Origin of the sequence: Sphingomonas longa (assembly GCF_016892685.1) — a bacterium.
GTDB classification, from domain to species: domain Bacteria; phylum Pseudomonadota; class Alphaproteobacteria; order Sphingomonadales; family Sphingomonadaceae; genus Sphingomonas; species Sphingomonas longa.
The window spans coordinates 29,892-50,231 of sequence record NZ_JAFEMC010000008.1 but is presented as its reverse complement, the minus strand read 5'-3'; the positions used below and the strand labels follow the sequence as shown (position 1 = coordinate 50,231).

Here is a 20,340-nt window from a genome sequence, read left to right as displayed (position 1 = left end):
GTCAGGATACAGGCCTGGAAACGCTAAACCCGCGTACCTCAATTCCGGGCATCGAGACAGCCATTCGCAACCGGCCGCCATCCGGCGACCGGATACCCGCTGCCCCGCCCGTGTTGCCGGGGGGTGCGGCGATCGTCGTGGTGGACGCCTGGAGCGGTGCAGTCAGCGCCTCGATGCGCAAGCCAGCAGCGGGCGGCTCGCCCGGCAGCCCGCTTCCACGACCCGCCGTGATCCGCACAGCCCGCAGCGTGACGCGGCCGCCATGCGTCAGCACCAGTCCTTCCCGCGTTGCTCCACCATAGGCATAGGCGGCCGCCCGCACCGTCGCGCCCGCCGGTAGGTCCAGCCTGACGCGATCGGGTGCCAAGACCGCAGCAATCCTGCCGACATACCATGCCCCGTCCGGATTGGCGCCGCGGATCCCCAGCAACGCCCCGACGTCACCGGCGCCGAACGTCGCGTCCTGCGCAATGCACTCCCGGCTTCCCGCAGTGATCGCCGCCTGTCGCCCGGACCGGACGCCGTGGTCACGACGGTCCAGTATCCGCAGGTTCTCCAGCCGCACACGATCGAAATCGCCCGACAGGATACCGCCATAGATACTAGGATAATGGCCAGCCAGCGCGGCCGTCGGTGCGGATCCGGGATCGATCGCGACATAATCGTCGATGATCACGTCGCGCACGCCGATCAGCCCGAAACTGCCTTGGCGCGCATCGTGTGAGCGGATGCGGGCGATGATCAGCCGTTCGATGCGGCTACCGGACAGGAACTCGATATGGATGTCACGCTGGCAGCGCGCGAACGCGCAATCCACGATCTCGAAACCAGCAAACGTCCCCAGATCGCTGCCACCGCCACCACCGACCCCGACGCCGTTGCCCGTACCCAAGCCGTAATCGTCGATATCCTCGAAGGTACAGTCTGCGACGGTGCAGTCGCCGCGCATCGGCATGGGTCCGGTGGCACCGTCATGATCGGCGGCAACCAACGAATACTCAACACCGAAATTGGCTATATTAGCGAACTGGCATGCCTCGACCCGGATATGCCCACAATTGCGCCACAACAGCGCGGTTTCGCCCGAATTCTGGATCGTCACACCGGACACGACGACGTACGACGTACGAACGGCATAGATCGCCGCGTTCGCCGGTCCTGCGATCGCGCGGATTCCGGCAACGGTCTGCTCGCCATAGCGGTTTGGCAGCCGGCCGAAAGTCCGGATCGCCATCGGGCCTTCGCCGTTCAGGTCGATCGTACCGCCTTCCAGCGTGAAATGCGCACCGACCAATTCCAGCATGAACATGCCACGGCTGGCCAAATCGATCGGGCCGATGCGGCGCAGCACGGCATCCGGTGCCAGCCGGATCGTGACGTAGCGGTGCGTGATCGCAACCGTACGCAAGTCGTACCGACCGGTTTCCACCACGATGACCCCGCCATCCGGCAGGCTGTCGTGCGCCGCCTGAAATGCGGCCGTGTCATCCCTAAGCCCCCCCCCCGTCGCACCGAAGGCACGAACGGAAACGGTTCGAACCGGACCGGCGGGCCGGGGATGGTCGGGTTCTGGCGGCGTGGGCCAGCCGTCCAGAGTCCAGCCGGCGGCAGCTGCGGCCGCGGTCCCCAGCGTGCCGGCAAGCGTGGCGCGACGTGATATCATGCAACGGTCATCCAGCGATCGAACCTTTACGCAATATTCCCGCGACGGCATACGGACAGAGTGGAGCCGGCGGACGCCGACGGCATATCCTTGCATACTGATGCGCGATTTACTAACCGGCGGCCACATAAGCCAGAGGTTGCACCCAAAGGTTCTACAAGGCCCCGACGTGGCCGTCGAGACGATAGCGGGCGCGATACCGGCGACCCCTCGGTTCTTCCTGTTCAGGATTTGACCTACGCATGAGAAAATTGGTGCCTTTGCTGTTGCCTGCCTACCTGATCGCGGCCGGGTGTGCGCACCAGCCGAAGCTCGGCGGCGCGGCCGGGCTGAACGTCGTGGAAAGCAGCGAACTGCCGGCGCCTGACCGGACCGACAACGCCGCACGGCCCTATTATGTCGGCCCGTTCGATCGATTGTCGATCGACGTGTTCGGGATCGACGCGCTCAGCGGCAAGGAGGTCCAAGTCGATGCGAGCGGACGGATGTCCTTCCCGTTGGTCGGCACGCTGGAGATCGCCGGCAAGACGCCAGGTGAGGTTGGAAGCCTGATCGAGCAACGGCTGCGCGGCAAGTTTATCCGCAATCCCCAAGTCACGGTCAACCTGAAGGAAACCGTTAGCCAAGTCATCACGATTGAGGGTGAGGTCCGGGAACCGGGGCTTTACCCAGTGATCGGCCGCATGACGCTGCTGCGCGCGGTGGCGACTGCCAAGGGGACCACCGAATTCACCAAGCTGGACGACATCGTGGTCTTCCGCACGTCGGGCGGCCGTAAATACGCAGCACTCTACAATCTGCGCGCGATCCGCGACGGCGTCTATCCGGATCCTGAAGTGTTCGCCAACGACGTGGTCATGGTGGGGGAATCACGTGGGCGTCGATTGTTCCGCGACCTGCTATCGGCCGCCCCGCTGCTGACGACTCCGCTGATCGTGGCGCTGCAATAGCCATGAGACAAATACACGCTGCGTCGTACCCCGCCATTCGGGGCCATCGTCTGGATATTCTATGAACATGCTTCGCGACCCGGCTCTGGTTTCACCATATCGGGGCGACGATCCCGATGGTGGCGCACGACCCGCGGCTCAACCCGCGCGCTCGACCATCTCGCCGCTGCTACTCCAATACTGGAACGCCGTCCTGCGCCGTCGCTGGACAATCGTCGGCATCGTCGCGACGTTCGTCGTCGTGGCGCTGGTTGCGACGCTGCTGACCGCGCCACGCTACACTGCCAGCGTCCAGCTCGAGATCAGCCGCGAGCAGAAGCGGATTACGAATGTCCAGAGCATCGAGTCCGAGGAAGCCGGGCGCGACATGGAGTTCTATGCGACGCAATATGCGTTGCTGAAAACCCGGCCGATTGCCGAACGAGTGTCGAGCGACCTGCGTCTGGCGGGCAACGACGAGTTTTTCGCGGCGCACGGTGTTCAGAACGCTGGCGGCGATCTGGCAGCTGGCGGTCGCGAACGGATCGCAGTGCGCGAGAAGCTGGCCATCGACCTGCTGCTGGCTAATGTTGACATCGTGCCGGTCCGCACGTCGCGGCTGGTCAACGTCAACTATACCAGCCGATCACCAGATTTTTCGGCGCGCATCGCCAACGCCTGGACCGCCGCCTTTATCGCCAAAAGCATGGAACGGCAGCTGGATTCCACAGCCGATGCGCGGCGCATTCTGGAACGACGGTTGGCCAACCTGCGCCAGCGGCTCGAGGAATCAGAGCGTATGGTCGTCTCCTACGCTTCGGACGAAGGGATCGTCACGCTCGACCAGACCCGCGATTCGGAGGGCAAGACGCAAAGCACCCGCACGCTGGCGGCGAACAATCTCGATGCGCTGAATACCGCGCTCAACGTTGCGATCGATGCGCGGGTGCTGGCAGAAAGCCGTCTGCGCGCTGCGGGCAGCACCACCAGTGAAGCGCTGTCCAGCCCGGCGCTGGCCGGACTGCGGCAGCAGCGCGCCCAAGTCGCAGCCGAATATGCCAAGATGCTCGTCCAGTACGAGGCGGGCTATCCAACCGTCGAAGCGCTGGCACGCCAGCGCGACGCGCTAGACACCGCAATCCGCCAGGAAACCGATCGAATCGCCGGTGGCCGGACGCAGGAATACCGCCAGTCGCTGCAACGCGAAACGGAACTGCGCGCCGAAGTGGAACGCCTGCGCGGCAGCTTAACCAAGCAGCAGCGCGCCGGGATCCAGTGGAACGTGTACCAGCGCGATGCCGACACCAACCGGCAACTCTACGACGCGCTTCTCCAGCGCTATAAGGAAATCGGCATCGCCGCCAATGTCGGCGCCAACAACATTAGCGTGGTCGAACCCGCGCAGATCCCGGTCGTACCGTCCTCGCCCAAGCTGTTCCTCAACTTGGCGCTGGCGCTAGTCGGCGGGCTGATGGTTGCCGGCGTCGTGGTCATCGCGCTAGAACAGCTGGATGACGGCGTGCGCGAACCAGCCGAGGTGCAGACGCTGCTCGGCCTGCCGCTGCTGGGGAATACACCCAACGTGGAAGGCAACGTCGTCCACGAACTGAACGATGCCAAGTCGCATCTCTACGAGGCGTATTTTAGCGTCCGGTCGAACCTGGCGTTCACGACGAGCCACGGCCTGCCCCGCACGCTGTCGGTCACCAGCACACGCCCAGCGGAGGGCAAAAGCTCAACCGCGCTAGCATTGGCGCTGGTGATGGGCCGCACCGGCAAGAACGTCCTGCTGATCGACGCCGACATGCGTTCGCCGTCGCAGCACGATCTGGTTGGCTGCCCCAACACCGCCGGCCTCAGCAACTATCTGGCAGGCGACGATGACTGGCAGCGCAACGTCCAGGAAACTTTGTACAAGGGCGTCTCGCTCATCGCCGCAGGACCGACGCCGCCCAGCCCGGCCGAACTGCTCACCGGTGAGCGGCTGCCGCGCTTCATTGCCAGCGTCGCGGGCCAGTATGACCATGTCGTGATCGACTCCCCGCCGATTCTTGGCCTCACCGACGCGCCGATCTTGGGCGAGGCGGTCGAGGGCTGCATCCTTGTCGTGGAAGCCGGCGGCGTGCCCGTGCGCGGCATTCGGTCCTCGATCGCGCGGCTGGAAATGGTACATGCGCACGTTTTTGGCGTAATCCTTACCAAGCTCCAGCAGCGCCGCGGCGGCTATGGCTACGGCTACGGCTACGGCTATGGCGGCGACCGCTACGGCGACGACCGGACCTGATCGCTGACCTGTCGCGATGCGCTTTCTCCCTCTCTCCCAATCGCTGGCGATTGGTCTCGGCGGTCTTGCGGCGCTAGCGGGTGCCGTCGTTGTCGCGCGAGACGCGGCGGGGAACGCGTTCGCCCGCAGCCGGCCCGACCTCGCGCTGCGCGCGGTGCCCGACCACCCCATCGCGCTAGCTCACCGCATTGATGACACCCTAATTGCGACCGGTGCCGTCGGGGGCCCGCAGTCGCCGGAGGCGCGCGCCGTCGCGACTGCACTGCGCCAGGAACCGCTGAGCGCCGACCTAATCCGCCAGCTTGCGATGATGCGTAGCCTGAAGGGGAATACCGCGAATTCCCGTCTATTGATGGCCTTGGCCGAGCGGACCTCGCGCCGCGATCTTCCGACGCAGATCTGGATGATCGAGGCGGCAGTGGCAGATGGCAATATTAACCGTGCATTGTCGCACTATGACCTCGCGCTGACGACATCAAGGCGGGCGCCCGCTCTGCTATTTCCCGTGCTCATCGGCGCTCTCGGCAATCCCGAAATCCGGGCTGAACTGGCGCGTTATCTGCGCTGGCATCGCCCTTGGAGCGACGTGTTCTTGACCCAGGCGGTCGCGACCGGCCAACCACGCGACGTTGCTGCCCTCGTTGCCGAAGTCGCTTCTGCTCGTAACGATCCGGCGTTCCGCGCGGTACAAGCAAGCCTGATTGGCGCGTTCGTCGTCCACAAAGATTACCCAGGTCTAAACAGTTATGCGGGGACATTACCGTCGGCCGACCAAGCATCGATTCGTTCAATCGGCTTTTCCCAGTCGACGGTCGACCGGCGGTTGCGGCCGCTAACTTGGGAGCTGACCGACGACCCGGACCTCGGTGCCGGCTACGACGAGGGCGACCGATTACGAATCAGCGCCCGCGGTGGCACGGGCGGTATCGTGGCGCGGCGTATCATCTTTAGGCAGCCCGGCACATGGCGCCTGCGCCAGACCATTACTCCGGGAGCAGACTCATCCGGGCTCGACGTCCGCTGGGAAGGCTATTGCCTGGACAGTTCCGGGCAGCAAAGCTTCTGGTCGCAGACGATGCCGCACCAAGCCACAACCGTGCAAGCCAATATAGCGATTCCCGAAGGATGCCGGACGATCGAGTTGCGGATCCTCGCCAGTGCCGACATGGACAGCGCGTCTGCCCTCATTCTCACCCTTGCCGGAGTTTCGCTGGTCCGGATCGGTTAGAACCAGTTCCATTTTGCCATGAACGTCCGACCAGGAAAGCGTAAATTGATGAGACGCATATTTGTCACCGGAAGCGCGGGCTTCATCGGCTTTCACCTTTGCCGCCTGCTATTGGCGGAAGGTTTCGTCGTATGCGGCTATGACGGCATGACCGATTATTACGACGTCCGCATTAAACAAGGGCGCCATGCCATTCTGGCGCAGGACCCAGGCTTCTCGGCTATCGAGGCGATTCTAGAGAACCGCGAGCAGCTGGATGCCGCGATCGACACCTTCGCGCCAGACGCCATCGTTCACCTCGCGGCACAGGCTGGGGTACGCTACAGTTTGGAGAACCCCCGCGCCTATCTTGATGCGAACGTGATTGGTACGTTTAACGTCATGGAAGCCGCCCGACGGAACCGGATAGGCCATCTGCTGATGGCATCCACCTCGTCGGTCTATGGCGCCAACGAGGAAATGCCATTTATCGAAACCGAGAAGGCCGACACCCAGCTGACGATCTACGCCGCCACGAAGAAGGCGACCGAGTCGATGAGCCACGCCTATGCGCATCTGTGGAACCTGCCCACCACAATGTTCCGGTTTTTCACAGTGTATGGCCCTTGGGGCCGCCCCGATCTAGCTCTGTACAAGTTTGTCGACGCCATGCTCGAGGGGCGGCCGATCGACATCTACAATCACGGCGAGATGTACCGCGACTTCACCTATGTTGACGATCTAGTCCGCGCCATCCGTTTGCTGATCGATGCAGTGCCGGTGCGTCCGGCCGACGTCGCTGCGGTACCAGAGGGGGATTCGCTAAGCCCGGTAGCGCCTTGGCGAATTGTCAATATCGGCAATTCAGACAAGGTGCGGCTGCTGGACTTTATCGAGGCGATTGAGGACAGTCTGGGTATCAAAGCCATACGCAACTATATGCCGATGCAGCTTGGCGATGTTCCCGCCACTTGGGCCGACGCATCGCTGCTCCAGCGCTTGACCGGCTATCGTCCACAAACGCATTACCGGCAGGGTATCGACGATTTCGTCTGCTGGTTTCGGGAGTATTATCAGAAGTGAACGATTCTATGCAGATGCCGATGCCCGCACTGGCCGATCTTAACTTGGCCATTGTTGGATTAGGCTATGTGGGCTTACCGCTAGCAGTGGAATTTGGCCAGCGGCGTCGGGTCGTGGGGTTTGACATCGACGTCGCGCGGATCGCTGCGCTGCGCAAGGGTATTGACCATACGCTGGAAACCGAGGCGGACGAGCTAGCGGCTGCCACGCACCTGCGTTTTACTGCATCAGCAGACGATATTGCAGACTGCAATTGCTATATCGTCACCGTTCCGACGCCGATCGACGCGCATAAGCGCCCGGATATGACCCCTCTGGTCAAGGCCTCTGAGACGATCGGCCGTGTGCTGAAGCGGGGTGACATCGTCATCTATGAATCAACCGTCTATCCCGGTGCGACAGAAGAAGTTTGCGTACCGATCCTGGAACAGGTGTCCAGCTTGGTCTTCAACCACGACTTCTTTGCCGGCTACAGTCCGGAACGGATTAACCCAGGCGACAAGAACCATCGCCTGCCGAGCATCCGCAAGGTGACCAGCGGTTCGACCCAGGCCGTCGCATCATTGATTGATGCCCTGTATAGTGAGATCATCACCGCCGGTACCTTCCAAGCCGAGAGCATACGCGTCGCTGAGGCGGCCAAGGTGATCGAAAACACCCAGCGCGATTTGAATATCGCCCTGATCAACGAACTAGCGATCATTTTTAACAAGCTCGGCATTGATACCGAAGCTGTGCTGGAGGCTGCGGGCACAAAGTGGAACTTCCTCCCCTTCCGCCCGGGTCTCGTTGGGGGGCACTGCATCGGCGTCGACCCCTATTATCTGACTTACAAGGCGGAGGCGATCGGCTATCACCCTCAGATCATTCTCGCCGGACGCCGCTTGAACGATGGCATGGGCACCTACATTACGGCCCAGCTTGTCAAAAAGATGCTACAGCAGCGTCTGCAGGTCGACGCCAGCCGGATTTTGATCATGGGCTTTGCCTTCAAGGAAAACTGCCCCGATATCCGCAATACGCGCGTGATCGATATCATTAATGAACTTCGTGACTATAATTGCGTGATCGATGTCTACGACCCGTGGGTCTCAGCCGATGAAGTAAAAAGCCATTACGACGTGTCGCTGGTCGATGCGCCGGGATTCGGCACATATGACGCGATCCTCCTTGCGGTCCGCCATGACCAGATCGTCGCGATGAGTGAAGATACGCTGCGGAGCTTCGGCAAGCAGGGTCACGTGCTATACGATCTCAAGAACATCCTTCCGCGCGGCCAGTCGGACCTGCGGCTGTGATGCGAATCGACGACCGAGACATCAGCCGGGCCCATCGGCCCTACATCATCGCGGAGATTGCGCAGGCGCACGAAGGCAGTCTGGGCAATGCGATGGCGTTCATTGATGCCGCTAAGGAAAGTGGTGCCGATGCGGTAAAATTTCAAACCCATATCGCCGCTGAAGAAAGTACCCCCCAAGAACCTTGGCGGGTCGCATTTAGCCGTCAAGACGCCAGTCGATACGATTACTGGAAACGGATGGAGTTCACCTTAGAGCAGTGGGGAATACTGAAAGCACATTGCGATAAACGAGGGATCAGCTTTCTCAGCTCACCCTTTTCGCTCACGGCATGCGACTGGCTTGAACGACTGGGAATGCCGGCTTGGAAAGTAGCATCTGGCGAGATCAACAACGACGAGTTACTCGAGCGCATCCTAGCAACTGGTCAGCCGGTCATTCTGTCTACCGGCCTTGCCGCACACGACGAAGCGTTAGCGACGACGCGGCGAGTGCAGGCCAACGGCAATTCAGTTGCGTTGTTGCATTGCACCACTCGGTATCCAACACCGCCTGAAGAGGAAGGTCTTAATCTCCTGTCTGATTATCTCCAGGCGTTGCCCGACATACCAGTCGGTCTGTCGGACCATTCAGGAACGCCACATCCAGCGGTCATCGCAAGTTATCTTGGCGCCTCGATCATCGAGGTTCACCTTGCCTTGCACAAGGGAATGTTCGGCCCTGACATATCGTCATCGCTGACGCCAAGCGGCCTGCGCGCGCTGGTGGATGGTACGACGATAGCGTGGCAGATGCGGCAGAATCCCGTCGACAAGGGCCGCCAGTTGGGGGGGCTGGGCAAGGAACGCAGCATCTTCGGGCGTAGCCTGTTTACCACTGTACCCATCCCCAAGGGCACGCGGATCACCGATGCAATGCTCGGCTACAAGAAACCCGGCGGTGGCCTGCCTTACGCTGAACGCGATGCTTTGATCGGCCGGACAGCGGTCCGCGATATGCCGGTCCATCATATGCTGGGAACCGACGATGTCAGGTAAAAAGCGCATTTGGGTAGCGATCACCGCACGACCAAGCTATTCGCGAATCCGTTCCGCGCTTGAGTCGCTGCAGCGGCGCGAAGACGTCGAACTGAGCATTCTATGCTCAGGATCGGCGCTGCTCGACCGTTACGGGCGCGTCATCGACCTGATCCGCGCCGATGGCTTTCGTGTCGTTGACGAGCTCTACACATTCGTGGAGGGCGACGACCTGGTGAATATGGCGCTGACGATGGCGGCCACTACCAATCATACGGCCGCGGCGCTGCACCGCGGTAAGCCAGATGTGGTCGTCACGATCGCCGATCGCTATGAGACCATGGGTACGGCAGTCGCAGCCGCCTATCTCGGCATCCCGTTGATCCATGTTCAAGGTGGTGAGATCACCGGTAATATCGACGAAAAGGTGCGGCATGCCATCACCAAGATGGCCGACATGCATTTCGTGTCGACAGCGCTGGCGGGCAACCGTGTCGCGCGCATGGGTGAAGCACCCTGCTCGATTCACGTCACCGGATGTCCTTCTGTAGATCTCGCTCGCGAATCTGCTGATGTTTCGGTGGTCGATCTTCAGGCGGTGCTCGACTCGCTAGGCACGGGCGCGCATGTCGACATCGAACAAGATTTCCTTGTGGTCATGCAGCATCCCGAAACCGACGCGCATGGTGAGAGCTTTAGTCAGATGGCCACCGTTCTCGACGCTGTTAATCAGCTTGCCATTCCGGCGGTTCTCTTCTGGCCGAACGTCGATGCAGGGTCAGATGGCACGTCAAAGGCGATCCGCATGTTTCGCGAACGCGGCGGCGACGATAAGATCCGCTTTATTAAGAACCTAGAGGGGCGTCAGTTCCTGGCACTTCTTCGACAATCGCAGTGTCTGATCGGCAATTCTAGCGTCGGCATCCGTGAGTCGGCGTACCTGGGCGTGCCCGTTGTCAATATCGGCGACCGCCAGTTGGGTCGCGAGCGCTGCAACAATGTTATTGATGTTGCTTGCAAAACCGACGCAATTTTCGGGGCGGTACGCGCGCAGGTCAATCACGGACGCTATGCATCGAGCACGCTTTACGGCGATGGCTTTGCGGGTGACCGAATCGCTGCGTTGGTCGCCGGAGAGACGCCTGATACGCGAAAACGATTTCACGATGTCTGAGGTGCTGTGCATCATCCCTGCACGGGGCGGGTCGAAGGGCGTGCCACTAAAGAATCGGCGGATGGCTGGGGGTGTCCCGCTTATAGTCCACACGATTCGCGCCGCTCGCGACGCATCTTGTCTGTCGACGATCGTTGTCTCGACCGATGATCTGGAGATTGTCCAAATCGCGCAGGATGAGGGTGTTGAGGCGCTCGTCCGCCCGGCAAGGTATGCCGACGATACCAGTCCGGTAATCGATGCGGTGCGGCACGTCATCATGACGCGTACCGATCAGGGCGCTGCCGCACCGGCGGCGATCGTCCTGCTCCAGCCGACCTCTCCGTTCCGGGAGCCGGGCGACATCGAATGCGCCGTCGGCGTCTTTTTCGAAAACGGGGAAATCCCCGTATGCAGCGTATATCAGGTCGAGGATGCGCATCCCGCGCGCATGTACCGGATCGTGGACCACAAGCTCGTATCGCTGATGCCGGAACTTGCATCAATTCGGCGGCAGGAACTACCTCCGATATACCATCGAAATGGCTCGATCTATGTCTTCGGGCCACGCGAAGTCGCTTCGGGTCAGATCATTAGCGACAACATGGCACCCTACGTCATGCCCAGCGTCTCATCGGTCAACGTCGACACCGAAATTGACTTACTACTGGTGAACGCGATGCTGGAGCAACGCCGTGCAGATCCTTATCCTTGAGCCTGATGGCTTTCCCACAGAAGCAATCGATCGGCTGCGCGGTTTAGGTACCGTCGCGATTGGCCCGAATGCGCCAGGTGCCGGTGCGGCCGAGGTCGTGTTCGTGCGCCTGTCAACGACACTGGACGCCAATTTTCACGCCCGCTACCCCGCGTTGCGCTGGATCGTTTCGCCGACGACGGGCCTCAACCACATCGATCTTGCCCATTTCGCAGCGCGGGAAGTTGGAGTCATCTCGCTGCGTGGCCGTGTCGATTTTCTCGATCATATTCACGCCACCGCCGAACACACGTTGGCGTTAGCTCTGGCCTTGATCCGCCGCCTCGCTCCGGCGGCATGTGATGTCGCGGCGGGTAACTGGAATCGCTATCCCTTCAAGGGACGCGAACTGTTTGGGAAGACTGTTCTCCTTTACGGCTACGGACGCATAGGCCGGATGGTCGCACCGCTGTATCGCGCATTCGGATGCCACGTTCTTGGATGTGACATCATCCCTGATCGCGTACCCGACGACATGCGCTGTGACTTTCCCGGCATCCTGTCAGCAATCGACGTTCTTTCCATCCATCTGCCGCTCAACGACACGACGATGGGGATCGTCAATACCACATTGCTAGCGCGTCTGAGCCGACACGCCATTGTCGTGAACACCGCGCGTGGCGAAATCATCGACCAGCCCGCGCTGCTGGCTGCTCTTGAGCGGGAAAACCTCGCCGGGGCCGCCCTCGATGTGCTGTGGGGCGAACCCACGCCGATCGACACCGCGCTGCAGGCCCGCTTGGCCGCGTTGCAGGGCCGGCTCCTCGTGACGCCGCATATCGGTGGCTTCACGTATGAATCGCTTGAGATGGTTGAAAACTATATCGTCGATGTTTTTATCGAAGCAGCCAGTGCGCGATAAGATAACTCGGCTCGTTCGCGACAATCTGGAAACGCTATTTGCGGTCGCCAATTTTGGCGCATCGAGCGTGTTCTGGCTGGTGCTCGCGTTCATGATGCCGGCCAGGCTTTACGGGACGATGATGACGGTACAGGCTGCCGTCTTCCTAATTGTAACTGCCTTTACGCTTCGCACGCATGACCTAGTGTTCTTTCTCGTGTCGAAACACGACGCCAGCGTAGAGCGAGCGTTTCGAACGGGCCTCGCGATTGAGATAACCGCCGCGCTGCTAGCAACGCTAGCCTGCACTGGAGGCGCAGCGATCGGTTATATCCCCGCCGGTACGGGCCCGGAGGTCGCTGCGCTAGCGTTGCTCGCTGGCATCGGTAGCGCACAGGGGGCCGTCGTTGCCAAGCTACGCTATCTCGTCGACGGCCGGCGGATCATGGTCGCCGACGCGACATGTATGGCGGCGTGGCTGGCCGCGGGCACTACGCTGCTGTTTGTGCGAGATACACCGGTGCTAACGATGCTCATAATCGGTGCCACCCCCAACGCGATTCGGACAGTCGCGCTCCTCGTGGCGGCCTATCGCCATCAGGACCCCGACAAACAACCGTTTGCCCTGAGTTGGGGCTGTCGTGCAGCGATTGGCAATTTTCTAAGCGGCGCGCAGCTCACCAATTTTCTCAAGAACGGCAGTGTGTCAATCGAGACGATAATTCTAGCCGCCTTCTGCTCCCCTGCTGCGGTTGCGATGTACCGACTGGCGAAATCGACTCAGGGCGTCGCCAATGCGGCAATCAACGTCGAGTATCAGCGCAGCTATTCCGCACTCGCGCGCGCGACGACGCATTCGGACAAGCGCGGCTTACTTCACCACTTGCAACGGGTGTCCACGTTATTGTGCTTAGCGCTGTATCCCGTGTCGGCCGCATTTGCACTCGGCTATGCATTGCACAAACCTGACATTAACGTCTGGACTTTTCAGTTTGTAACGTTGGCAGCGTTTATCGCGTTTATCCCGGCAGCCTTGCAACAGGGATACATGATCCTTCTGATGCAGGAAGGGGCGCATCAAACTGTCAACCGTGCCTATATCGTCTCGGTGAGTCTGTTGTGCCTGTTGTCATTGGCGCTGTATGCGCTACCATCGATATGGGTTTTCTTGGCTGCCCTTATCCTCTCCGCAGTTGCCCGAGTGTGTTTTTTGTCTGTAAAGGCAGCACCACTCCTATCCTGACGCCTTTTCTTATCCTGATGACCGTAGCGTCGCTTGTACTGACGACACGGCCTATGATGCCGCGGATTCCTGACCTCCATGCGTAACCTTGCCGTCATCCTGCCCTATGCGGTGTCAATTCGTGACTTCGTCCACACCGGTACGCTCGACCAGCTGCTGTCGATCCCGGATGTGCGCATGCAGATCTACACACAAAATCCGGCGTTGCCCGAATTCGATGCGATCCGATCCGACCGGGTTAGCATCTTCGAAATGGCCGAACCGCACGATTCGCGGGTTGAGCAACTGCTCAAGACGATCTACCCCCTTATGTTCTACGACACATTTTACTATGTGCGTCAGGCGCTCGCCGCATCGCGCCTCAAGCGTATTTTGGCCAAGGGGCTCGTCGCCATGCGACGGATCATCGGCACCCAGCGAACGCTTCGATTGTATGCCCGACTGCTGCTGGCTACCGCGCCACGGCCAACTGCCAACCAGATTGTGGGCGACCCCGACCTAGTCATCGCAACGCGCTCGACGATCAACTCGCTCGATTATGGTCTACTGGTCGAGGCGGCTCGGCGCAGGCTGCCGCAGCTCACGGCGGCAAGTAGCTGGGATAATTTCACAACGAAGGGGTTTTTCCCCTTTCCCGTGGTGCGCATCGTCGTGTGGAACCGCAAGATGGCGGACGAACTGGAACAGATTTTTGACGTCGACGCCGATACGATTGTAGAGGCGGGCTATCCCCGCCTGCGGCTCCTCGAAAACAGCGGAACGATTCGCGATGGCCCCGATTACCTCGGGCGGATCGGCCTCGGATCCTACCGCCGCTTCATTCTCTACAGTGCGTCCTATGCCGAACTGACCCGGGTCGCCGGCGACCCAGTCCCGCGGGAATATCGGCTGATTCGGGAGGTTGCGGCTCGGCTCGCTCCGACGCTGCCCAACGATACATGCATCCTGGTTCGACTGCACCCATTCAGCAAGTCCGAGGATGAGTCATTCTTCGCCGACATCCCGCATCTGCGCGTATTCGTACCCGGCCGCGGGGATCGTTATGTTGAACGCGTCATGAGCGAGGCAGACGAGGTCCATCTTGCCGCACAGCTGCGGTTCAGTGAGTGCATCGTATCAATGGCATCGACGATGACCATTGATGCCCTGGCAGTTGGGCGCCCGGTGATCAACGTGGCGTTTGAACCAGATGGCGCTGCACCGGGGATGATCAGCAATTTCTATCGATTCAATCATTTTCGCGACCTGATCGCCACGGTTCATCTTCCGCTAGCGCATGACGCCAATGAGGTCACACGCTTCGTCGAACGGTCCATGACGGGCAGCGACGCACTGACCGACGGGGACACGCCCGATATGGTGGCGTTCGAGAAATTATATGTCCCAGAAAATTCAAGGGCTTACCCAAATGTCGTACGGCGAGTCGTTGAGGAGCTTTTGATCGATGCCTAAAAATGTGAACACCGAATCCGATAAGCCGTGGAACTATTTTTCATCCGACCCACAATATTCGAACGTTCTAAAATTGCGTCTCGAAAACAAGGTGGAAATGGACTCCGCACTCGCCATGGGCCGGTACCTCAACCAGTATGCCAGTGGTGATTTAGATATCGTCGACTTCGGCGGTGGTCCAGGACATTACTATCCTGTTATTTCGCGTTTGTATCAAAATGGTGGCATAACGTATCGTAGCGTGGATATCGATGCTGCTAACATAGATGCTGGCCTTCGTCATTTTGCCGGAGACAAAAAGGCTGACTTTACGGTTGGCTCAGTTCTTGATCCTGCTCCCTTTCTTACCGATCGCAACTGCGTCGTTTCGGCAAACACGCTGCCTCACATCCCCACCGTCGCGCCCTTGCTGGAAGCGATCCGCAATAGTGAGCAGGTGCACTCGTTCCTGTTTCGGATGCTGATTGGTGACGAATGCGTTCAGATCAAGAAGCATCTGAGCGGCACTGATTTTGACGCAATGTTCGCGCGTGGCTACCAACACAACAACATCTATTCGATTGCCTACCTGCAGTCCGTGCTTGGCGATGACTGGACACTTGAACGGCTGCCCGACCTATTCGATGTCACGCGCTTGGCCGAGCACAGCGTGCCGATGCAGAAAACTGATCACTTTTACAGCAACCGCGTCTCCCGTCCGGTCGGCGACATGATATTTAAGGGCGATGTCTACATGCCATGGGCATTCGTGTCAGGCACCAGGCGCGGGAGGTGAATATTTTCCTGTTCGCGATCGGCGCTCGCGATCGTGCCAGTTCACGGCTTCGTGTGTGGGACCATGTCGGTCCGCTCGCAGCGCAAGGGAACCAGGTGCGCGTCGACAGCCTGGTTTCTGTCGGGGCCAATACGCTGTCAGCGCGCCTCGCTGCGCGAATCGCAGGACGGCTGCCCGCGTGGATTGCGAATTTCTTCTGGGCGGACGCTGTCGTTTTGCAGGAATCGCTGCTCCTCTGGCCACTTGCCCTGATCAAAAACCTCGGCAAGCGGCGACAGATCATGTTCGATTTTTCCGACCCGGTCGACCGTCACGGTGCCGGCTGGAAGGGACGACTGCGCCGCACGGCCTTCGACATGATCGTCCGTCACGCCGATGTCGTGATGGTGGAAAATCGGTCCTATATCGACCTGCTGCGTGATCGGGCGAATGTGCGCGCGCATTTTTATGGGCCGATCGATGCGTCGCGCTACGCCGCGGCGCGCGCGCGCTTGGCGCCGCGTCCGGCGTCTGCACCGATCCGTATCGGCTGGACAGGCAGCCCGGGAACATACCGGTTCATCGCGCCCCTCATGCGCATCATCGACGGGATCGCCAAGGATCACCCGATTGAGGTCATGTTGATCGGGGTCAGCGCGATCGACCATGTTTTCCGCCACGCCCAACTGACTCTGGTGCCGTGGAATGAAGACTCCGAGTATACGGTGGTGCCCTCATTCGATCTTGGCCTGTTTCGGTTGGAGGATACGGAGGATGCCAAGTGGAGGGGCGCGGGCAAATTGTTCATTTACATGGCGGCAGGCGTCCCGTTCGTCGCAAGCGATTTCGGCATAGCCCACGATCTGATGGTGGAAAGCCAGGTCGGGTTCGGTGTCGCCGACGACGCGGCCTGGTCCAGCGTTTTACACTGTGCGATCACCAATCACGCGGCACGGCGCTCGATGGTCGAACAGTCGCTGACTTTCGCGGACGCACACCTTTCCTACGACACCTATCGTCGGCATCTGATGACAAATTTAAGGGTAGCACCCCCGCAAGGATTCCAGCCTTGATTGGAACACTGATAACGCTGGTCGTCTGCTTCGGGTTGCTGGCCCTGTCGCAATGGTGGTGGCGCAGCCTGCTCAACCCGGTCAGCCTTGGTATTCTTGCCTGGACGCCCGCGTTGGTGATGCTGAATTGGCCACCGTATTTCCTCTCGCCTTTGTACATTCAGCTCAATCGCCCGGTCAGCCTCTATGTGTACATCGCCATGGCCGTCGCGCTGCTGTCCTTTTGGGCGGGGTGTTCGCTTATCAAATCGCTCTCGCCGACTCATGCCTTCGACGTGCCCCGCCGTACTACAGGCATCGACTTCAACCCGGTGGTGGCCATGGGGTTGTTCTCCGTCGGCTTTCTGGTTTTCGTCTACAGCTACTTGTCATCCGGGCTGGCGGATATTTCCAATTTGGACAATCAGCAGATTGCTGAAAGCCAATATAACCTTCACCTCGGGCTAATCAGCTTTCTCGAACTGTTCATGGATATGGCGGCTATCGCTATGTTTGCGTATTTTATCCGCTCTAAGAAGATTAAATATTTGGTCATTCCGATATTTACGGTCATTTGCTACTCGCTGACGCTACAGAAAAGCCCGGTTGTTTGGCTCGTCATTGCCTACTCGGTTTCGGCGCTGCTGCAACCAAAAGCGAGCTATGAACTTCTACTGAGCACCCAATTGCGCAAGATGACGGTAGCTACAGTAATCATCGGCGTGTTCGTCGGATTCTTCCTGATGAATCACGCCCGAGGTCTTGGCGATGTGCAAATGACAGGTGCATCGGGACCCGTGGTAGAACAGCTTTATATCTATTCGGGCGCATCAGCGATCATGAACCTGTCGGTCACGATCGACGGTTATCTTCCGTCGGATCCGGCCTTGCATGGCGGTTATCTGCTGCGCCCGATTTTATGGCATTTCATCGATCGTGATCTATTCAGCGCCACGCGTTATTTTGAAGGCGTGAATACCGGTACGTATTTGCTGTACGGATGGGCTGATTTTCGCTGGTTGGGTTTTGCTATCCTGCCCTTTCTCACTGGGGCGGCGGTCATGCTGCTAATCCGATTCGCGATGACGGGCAGCCTGCTCGGCATCATTCTCGGTGCGACCGGCTTTCGCGCCGTCGCGCTGTCGGTGGCGACCGACGTCATATTCGACCCGCTGACCCCGATCATTCTTACAATTGCGGTCTTCGCGTGCACGGCCATGCAACTCGCGATGCCTAAGGCAGTCACACCGATACCGCGCCTACTCCGACCCGGCGATCTCAACCCGCCTACCAACCGGCTGGGAGGCCGGGCATGACCCCTACGCGCGCCATGGTCGTCGGGATTGACCTGCACAACATCCGCGATGGCGGAGGAATGAATTATATCCGCAACCTGCTCGAGGCGGCGGACCCGGTGGCAGACCGTTTCGCAGAGATCCATCTGTTCGGTGCGGCAAAGGTGCTGGATGCCTTCCCTGATCGACCATGGATCATCAAACACGCCTATTCCGAACTCGAACGGTCGCTCTGGGCGCGGCTACGCTTCGTCGCGCGCCGCCTGCCAACAGAATTCAAGGCGGCTGGGTGTGATATCCTCTACTGTCCGGGTGGCATCGCCTTCGGTAATATTCACCCTTACGTCACGATCAGCCGCAATATGTTGCCTTTCCGTTCGGAATTCTGGCGAATGTATCCCCGGTTCAGCCTTGAGCGTCTGCGGTTGCAGCTTCTGCGCTGGCGCAACACCGCGACGTTTGTCGATGCCGATGGCATGATCTATCTGTCCGATACCGCGCGGACGATCATCTCCGCCGCCCTGCGCCGACAGCCGCCACGCGTCGCGGTCATTCCCCACGGCGTGGATCATGGCCGCTTTTCCGGCGTTCCACGAACTTCGGCACCCGATCCCGGCGCACCGATCGCGATCGTCTACCCCAGCCGCCTTGAACCCTACAAACACCAGCTTGAGGTGATCGCCGCCTTTTCAGCGGTCATGGATGAGTTTGCGTTGGCCTCGCTCACCTTCTGCGGACCAGCAAACCCGCCATACCGCCAGCAGGTTGAAGAGGCGATGGGGCGCGTCGATCCGTCAGGCACGAGGCTGCGCTACGTCGGCGAAGTGCCCAACGCAGACCTGCCCGCGCTCTATGCCGACAGCGATCTGCTGCTGTTCGCGTCGTCTTGTGAAAACCTGCCGAACATCCTGATCGAGGCAATGGCGTGCGGCATCCCGATCTGCTGCTCCAGTCGTTCGCCGATGCCGGAAATCGCGCAGGATGCCTGCGTGTATTTTGACCCGACGCAATCGGACCAAATCGCGACGGCGATCCGTGATGTGCTTCGCAATCGGGCAGCAACGCTAACCCGTAGCCATGCTGCCATGACGTTGGCCGCGGATTATTCATGGGCCAAGACCGCGCGCCGGACCTTTGCGCTTATCGCCGACACGGCCTCCAATGCGGCTTCATCCTGACTCTACCCACTAAAGGAACAACATGCGCGTACTCATAACCGGCGGCCTCGGCTTCATCGGCACCCAGCTTTGCCGCTCGCTCACCCGGGCGGGACACGACGTCGTGATCGTCGACAGCATGACGGTTCAGGTCCACGGCGACACTCCGTCGATCGTTCTGCCCGACGGCGCGACGCTGGTGCGGCTCGACGTACGCAACATTCATGAGCAAGCGGATCTGCTGTGCGGGGTCGACATCGTCTATCACCTCGCAGCCGAGACGGGCACCGCCCAATCGATGTATCAGATACAACGCTATGTCGACGTCAACGAGCGCGGCACAGCTGCCCTCCTCGAATCAATCGCACGGTGCACGAACCGGCCGCGCAAGGTCATCCTCACATCGAGCCGCAGCGTGTACGGGGAAGGCGCCTTTATCGATGCGGCGGGTGCGATCGTCCAACCGGCCCCACGCACGCGCGAGCAACTGGACGCCAATCACTGGGAACCACGGGACGCCACCGGCGTGCCGCTGCGCGCAATCGCGACGCCCGAGACGCTGCCTTTCGCCCCTGGCTCGATCTACGCGGCGACCAAGGCGTCGCAGGAACTGCTCCTCAACGCCGCGTCACAGGCGCTGAATTTCGATGCAATCACTTTGCGCCTGCAAAATGTTTATGGTGCCGGCCAATCGCTACAGAACCCTTATACCGGCATCATCTCTATCTTCTTCAACCGCGCGCGGCAGGGACTGATGCTGCCGATCTATGAGGATGGCAAGGAAACGCGTGACTTTGTTCACGTCGAAGATGTCGTCGCCGGCCTGATGGCAGCGATGACGAACGACGTACCCAGCGGCACGATTTGCAACATCGGTTCGGGCATCGCGACGCCAGTCAACGAACTGGCGCGGCAGCTGCTGCGCGCTGCCGGGCTGGACGTCCCAATCAAGGTCACCGGGCAATTCCGCGTTGGCGACATTCGCCACAACTTCGCCGACATATCGCGCGCGCGCGCACTCCTTGGCTTCATGCCGCAGGTAAGCCTCGCCGATGGACTGGCCCGTTTCTGCGCATGGGCGAAATCGGAACCGGTTTACGCAGACGGCCTCGACAAGGCGACCGCCGAGCTGAAGGCAAAGGGACTGGCGAATTGACGT

17 protein-coding genes are annotated in these 20,340 nt (G+C 60.1%); 16 read left to right on the top strand and 1 reads right to left on the bottom strand.

All coding sequences use genetic code 11. From position 1 onward, the window contains the following. Window position 1: 1 nt before the first annotated feature. Entirely contained in the window at window positions 2-1,663 is a 1,662-nt protein-coding gene (locus ILT43_RS18985) for a glycoside hydrolase family protein (protein ID WP_204200565.1), read from the bottom strand. A gap of 242 nt (window positions 1,664-1,905) precedes the next feature. On the opposite strand from ILT43_RS18985, the gene ILT43_RS18980 reads away from it, so the two are divergent. The 16 genes from ILT43_RS18980 (at window position 1,906) to ILT43_RS18905 (ending at window position 20,337) form a co-directional block, all read left to right on the top strand. Continuing rightward, entirely contained in the window at window positions 1,906-2,613 is a 708-nt protein-coding gene (locus ILT43_RS18980) for a polysaccharide biosynthesis/export family protein (RefSeq protein WP_239475101.1), read from the top strand. 67 nt (window positions 2,614-2,680) lie between these two features. Continuing rightward, window positions 2,681-4,876 (top strand): GumC family protein, encoded by a 2,196-nt coding sequence (locus ILT43_RS18975; RefSeq protein ID WP_204200563.1) that lies wholly within the window; start codon window positions 2,681-2,683, stop codon window positions 4,874-4,876. 16 nt (window positions 4,877-4,892) lie between these two features. Further along, complete coding sequence (locus ILT43_RS18970; RefSeq protein ID WP_204200562.1) at window positions 4,893-6,104, top strand: hypothetical protein; 1,212 nt, start codon at window positions 4,893-4,895, stop codon at window positions 6,102-6,104. A gap of 48 nt (window positions 6,105-6,152) precedes the next feature. Next, a complete protein-coding gene (locus ILT43_RS18965) occupies window positions 6,153-7,166 on the top strand; it encodes an NAD-dependent epimerase/dehydratase family protein (protein ID WP_204200561.1) in 1,014 nt (337 codons plus the stop codon). Between the two features lie 20 nt (window positions 7,167-7,186). Then, on the top strand, window positions 7,187-8,464 hold the full coding sequence (gene tviB / locus ILT43_RS18960) for a Vi polysaccharide biosynthesis UDP-N-acetylglucosamine C-6 dehydrogenase TviB (RefSeq protein WP_204200560.1): 1,278 nt from the start codon (window positions 7,187-7,189) through the stop codon (window positions 8,462-8,464). After that, window positions 8,464-9,501 carry an N-acetylneuraminate synthase family protein gene (locus ILT43_RS18955; protein WP_204200559.1) on the top strand — a complete coding sequence of 346 codons (1,038 nt, stop codon included), beginning with the start codon at window positions 8,464-8,466 and terminating at the stop codon, window positions 9,499-9,501. Before tviB ends, ILT43_RS18955 begins: the two co-directional genes overlap by 1 nt. Next, the gene (gene neuC / locus ILT43_RS18950) at window positions 9,491-10,654 is read left to right on the top strand and encodes a UDP-N-acetylglucosamine 2-epimerase (protein WP_204200558.1); all 1,164 of its coding nucleotides are present in this window, start codon (window positions 9,491-9,493) and stop codon (window positions 10,652-10,654) included. Before ILT43_RS18955 ends, neuC begins: the two co-directional genes overlap by 11 nt. Next, complete coding sequence (locus ILT43_RS18945; protein ID WP_204200557.1) at window positions 10,647-11,348, top strand: acylneuraminate cytidylyltransferase family protein; 702 nt, start codon at window positions 10,647-10,649, stop codon at window positions 11,346-11,348. Before neuC ends, ILT43_RS18945 begins: the two co-directional genes overlap by 8 nt. Next, complete coding sequence (locus ILT43_RS18940) at window positions 11,329-12,249, top strand: NAD(P)-dependent oxidoreductase (RefSeq protein WP_204200556.1); 921 nt, start codon at window positions 11,329-11,331, stop codon at window positions 12,247-12,249. The genes ILT43_RS18945 and ILT43_RS18940 overlap by 20 nt, the downstream gene beginning before the upstream one ends. Continuing rightward, complete coding sequence (locus tag ILT43_RS18935; protein ID WP_204200555.1) at window positions 12,239-13,471, top strand: hypothetical protein; 1,233 nt, start codon at window positions 12,239-12,241, stop codon at window positions 13,469-13,471. Before ILT43_RS18940 ends, ILT43_RS18935 begins: the two co-directional genes overlap by 11 nt. Window positions 13,472-13,549: 78 nt before the next feature. Beyond that, window positions 13,550-14,923 (top strand): hypothetical protein, encoded by a 1,374-nt coding sequence (locus ILT43_RS18930; RefSeq protein ID WP_204200554.1) that lies wholly within the window; start codon window positions 13,550-13,552, stop codon window positions 14,921-14,923. A gap of 4 nt (window positions 14,924-14,927) precedes the next feature. Then, window positions 14,928-15,698: a class I SAM-dependent methyltransferase gene (locus ILT43_RS18925; RefSeq protein WP_204200553.1), complete on the top strand. Its 771-nt coding sequence runs from the start codon at window positions 14,928-14,930 to the stop codon at window positions 15,696-15,698. Further along, entirely contained in the window at window positions 15,662-16,750 is a 1,089-nt protein-coding gene (locus ILT43_RS18920) for a glycosyltransferase family protein (RefSeq protein ID WP_204200552.1), read from the top strand. The genes ILT43_RS18925 and ILT43_RS18920 overlap by 37 nt, the downstream gene beginning before the upstream one ends. Then, window positions 16,747-18,045: an O-antigen polymerase gene (locus ILT43_RS18915; protein WP_204200551.1), complete on the top strand. Its 1,299-nt coding sequence runs from the start codon at window positions 16,747-16,749 to the stop codon at window positions 18,043-18,045. The genes ILT43_RS18920 and ILT43_RS18915 overlap by 4 nt, the downstream gene beginning before the upstream one ends. Then, window positions 18,042-19,202: a glycosyltransferase family 4 protein gene (locus ILT43_RS18910; RefSeq protein WP_204200550.1), complete on the top strand. Its 1,161-nt coding sequence runs from the start codon at window positions 18,042-18,044 to the stop codon at window positions 19,200-19,202. Before ILT43_RS18915 ends, ILT43_RS18910 begins: the two co-directional genes overlap by 4 nt. Before the next feature lie 22 nt (window positions 19,203-19,224). Further along, entirely contained in the window at window positions 19,225-20,337 is a 1,113-nt protein-coding gene (locus tag ILT43_RS18905; RefSeq protein ID WP_204200549.1) for an NAD-dependent epimerase/dehydratase family protein, read from the top strand. Window positions 20,338-20,340 lie beyond the last annotated feature (3 nt).

Coding starts and splice junctions, on each gene's coding strand:
- ILT43_RS18985 (WP_204200565.1), bottom strand. CDS start 1,663: ATGATATCACGTCGCGCCACGCTTGCCGGCACGCTGGGGACCGCGGCC.
- ILT43_RS18980 (WP_239475101.1), top strand. CDS start 1,906: ATGAGAAAATTGGTGCCTTTGCTGTTGCCTGCCTACCTGATCGCGGCC.
- ILT43_RS18975 (WP_204200563.1), top strand. CDS start 2,681: ATGCTTCGCGACCCGGCTCTGGTTTCACCATATCGGGGCGACGATCCC.
- ILT43_RS18970 (WP_204200562.1), top strand. CDS start 4,893: ATGCGCTTTCTCCCTCTCTCCCAATCGCTGGCGATTGGTCTCGGCGGT.
- ILT43_RS18965 (WP_204200561.1), top strand. CDS start 6,153: ATGAGACGCATATTTGTCACCGGAAGCGCGGGCTTCATCGGCTTTCAC.
- tviB (WP_204200560.1), top strand. CDS start 7,187: ATGCCCGCACTGGCCGATCTTAACTTGGCCATTGTTGGATTAGGCTAT.
- ILT43_RS18955 (WP_204200559.1), top strand. CDS start 8,464: ATGCGAATCGACGACCGAGACATCAGCCGGGCCCATCGGCCCTACATC.
- neuC (WP_204200558.1), top strand. CDS start 9,491: ATGTCAGGTAAAAAGCGCATTTGGGTAGCGATCACCGCACGACCAAGC.
- ILT43_RS18945 (WP_204200557.1), top strand. CDS start 10,647: ATGTCTGAGGTGCTGTGCATCATCCCTGCACGGGGCGGGTCGAAGGGC.
- ILT43_RS18930 (WP_204200554.1), top strand. CDS start 13,550: ATGCGTAACCTTGCCGTCATCCTGCCCTATGCGGTGTCAATTCGTGAC.
- ILT43_RS18920 (WP_204200552.1), top strand. CDS start 15,662: ATGGGCATTCGTGTCAGGCACCAGGCGCGGGAGGTGAATATTTTCCTG.
- ILT43_RS18910 (WP_204200550.1), top strand. CDS start 18,042: ATGACCCCTACGCGCGCCATGGTCGTCGGGATTGACCTGCACAACATC.
- ILT43_RS18905 (WP_204200549.1), top strand. CDS start 19,225: ATGCGCGTACTCATAACCGGCGGCCTCGGCTTCATCGGCACCCAGCTT.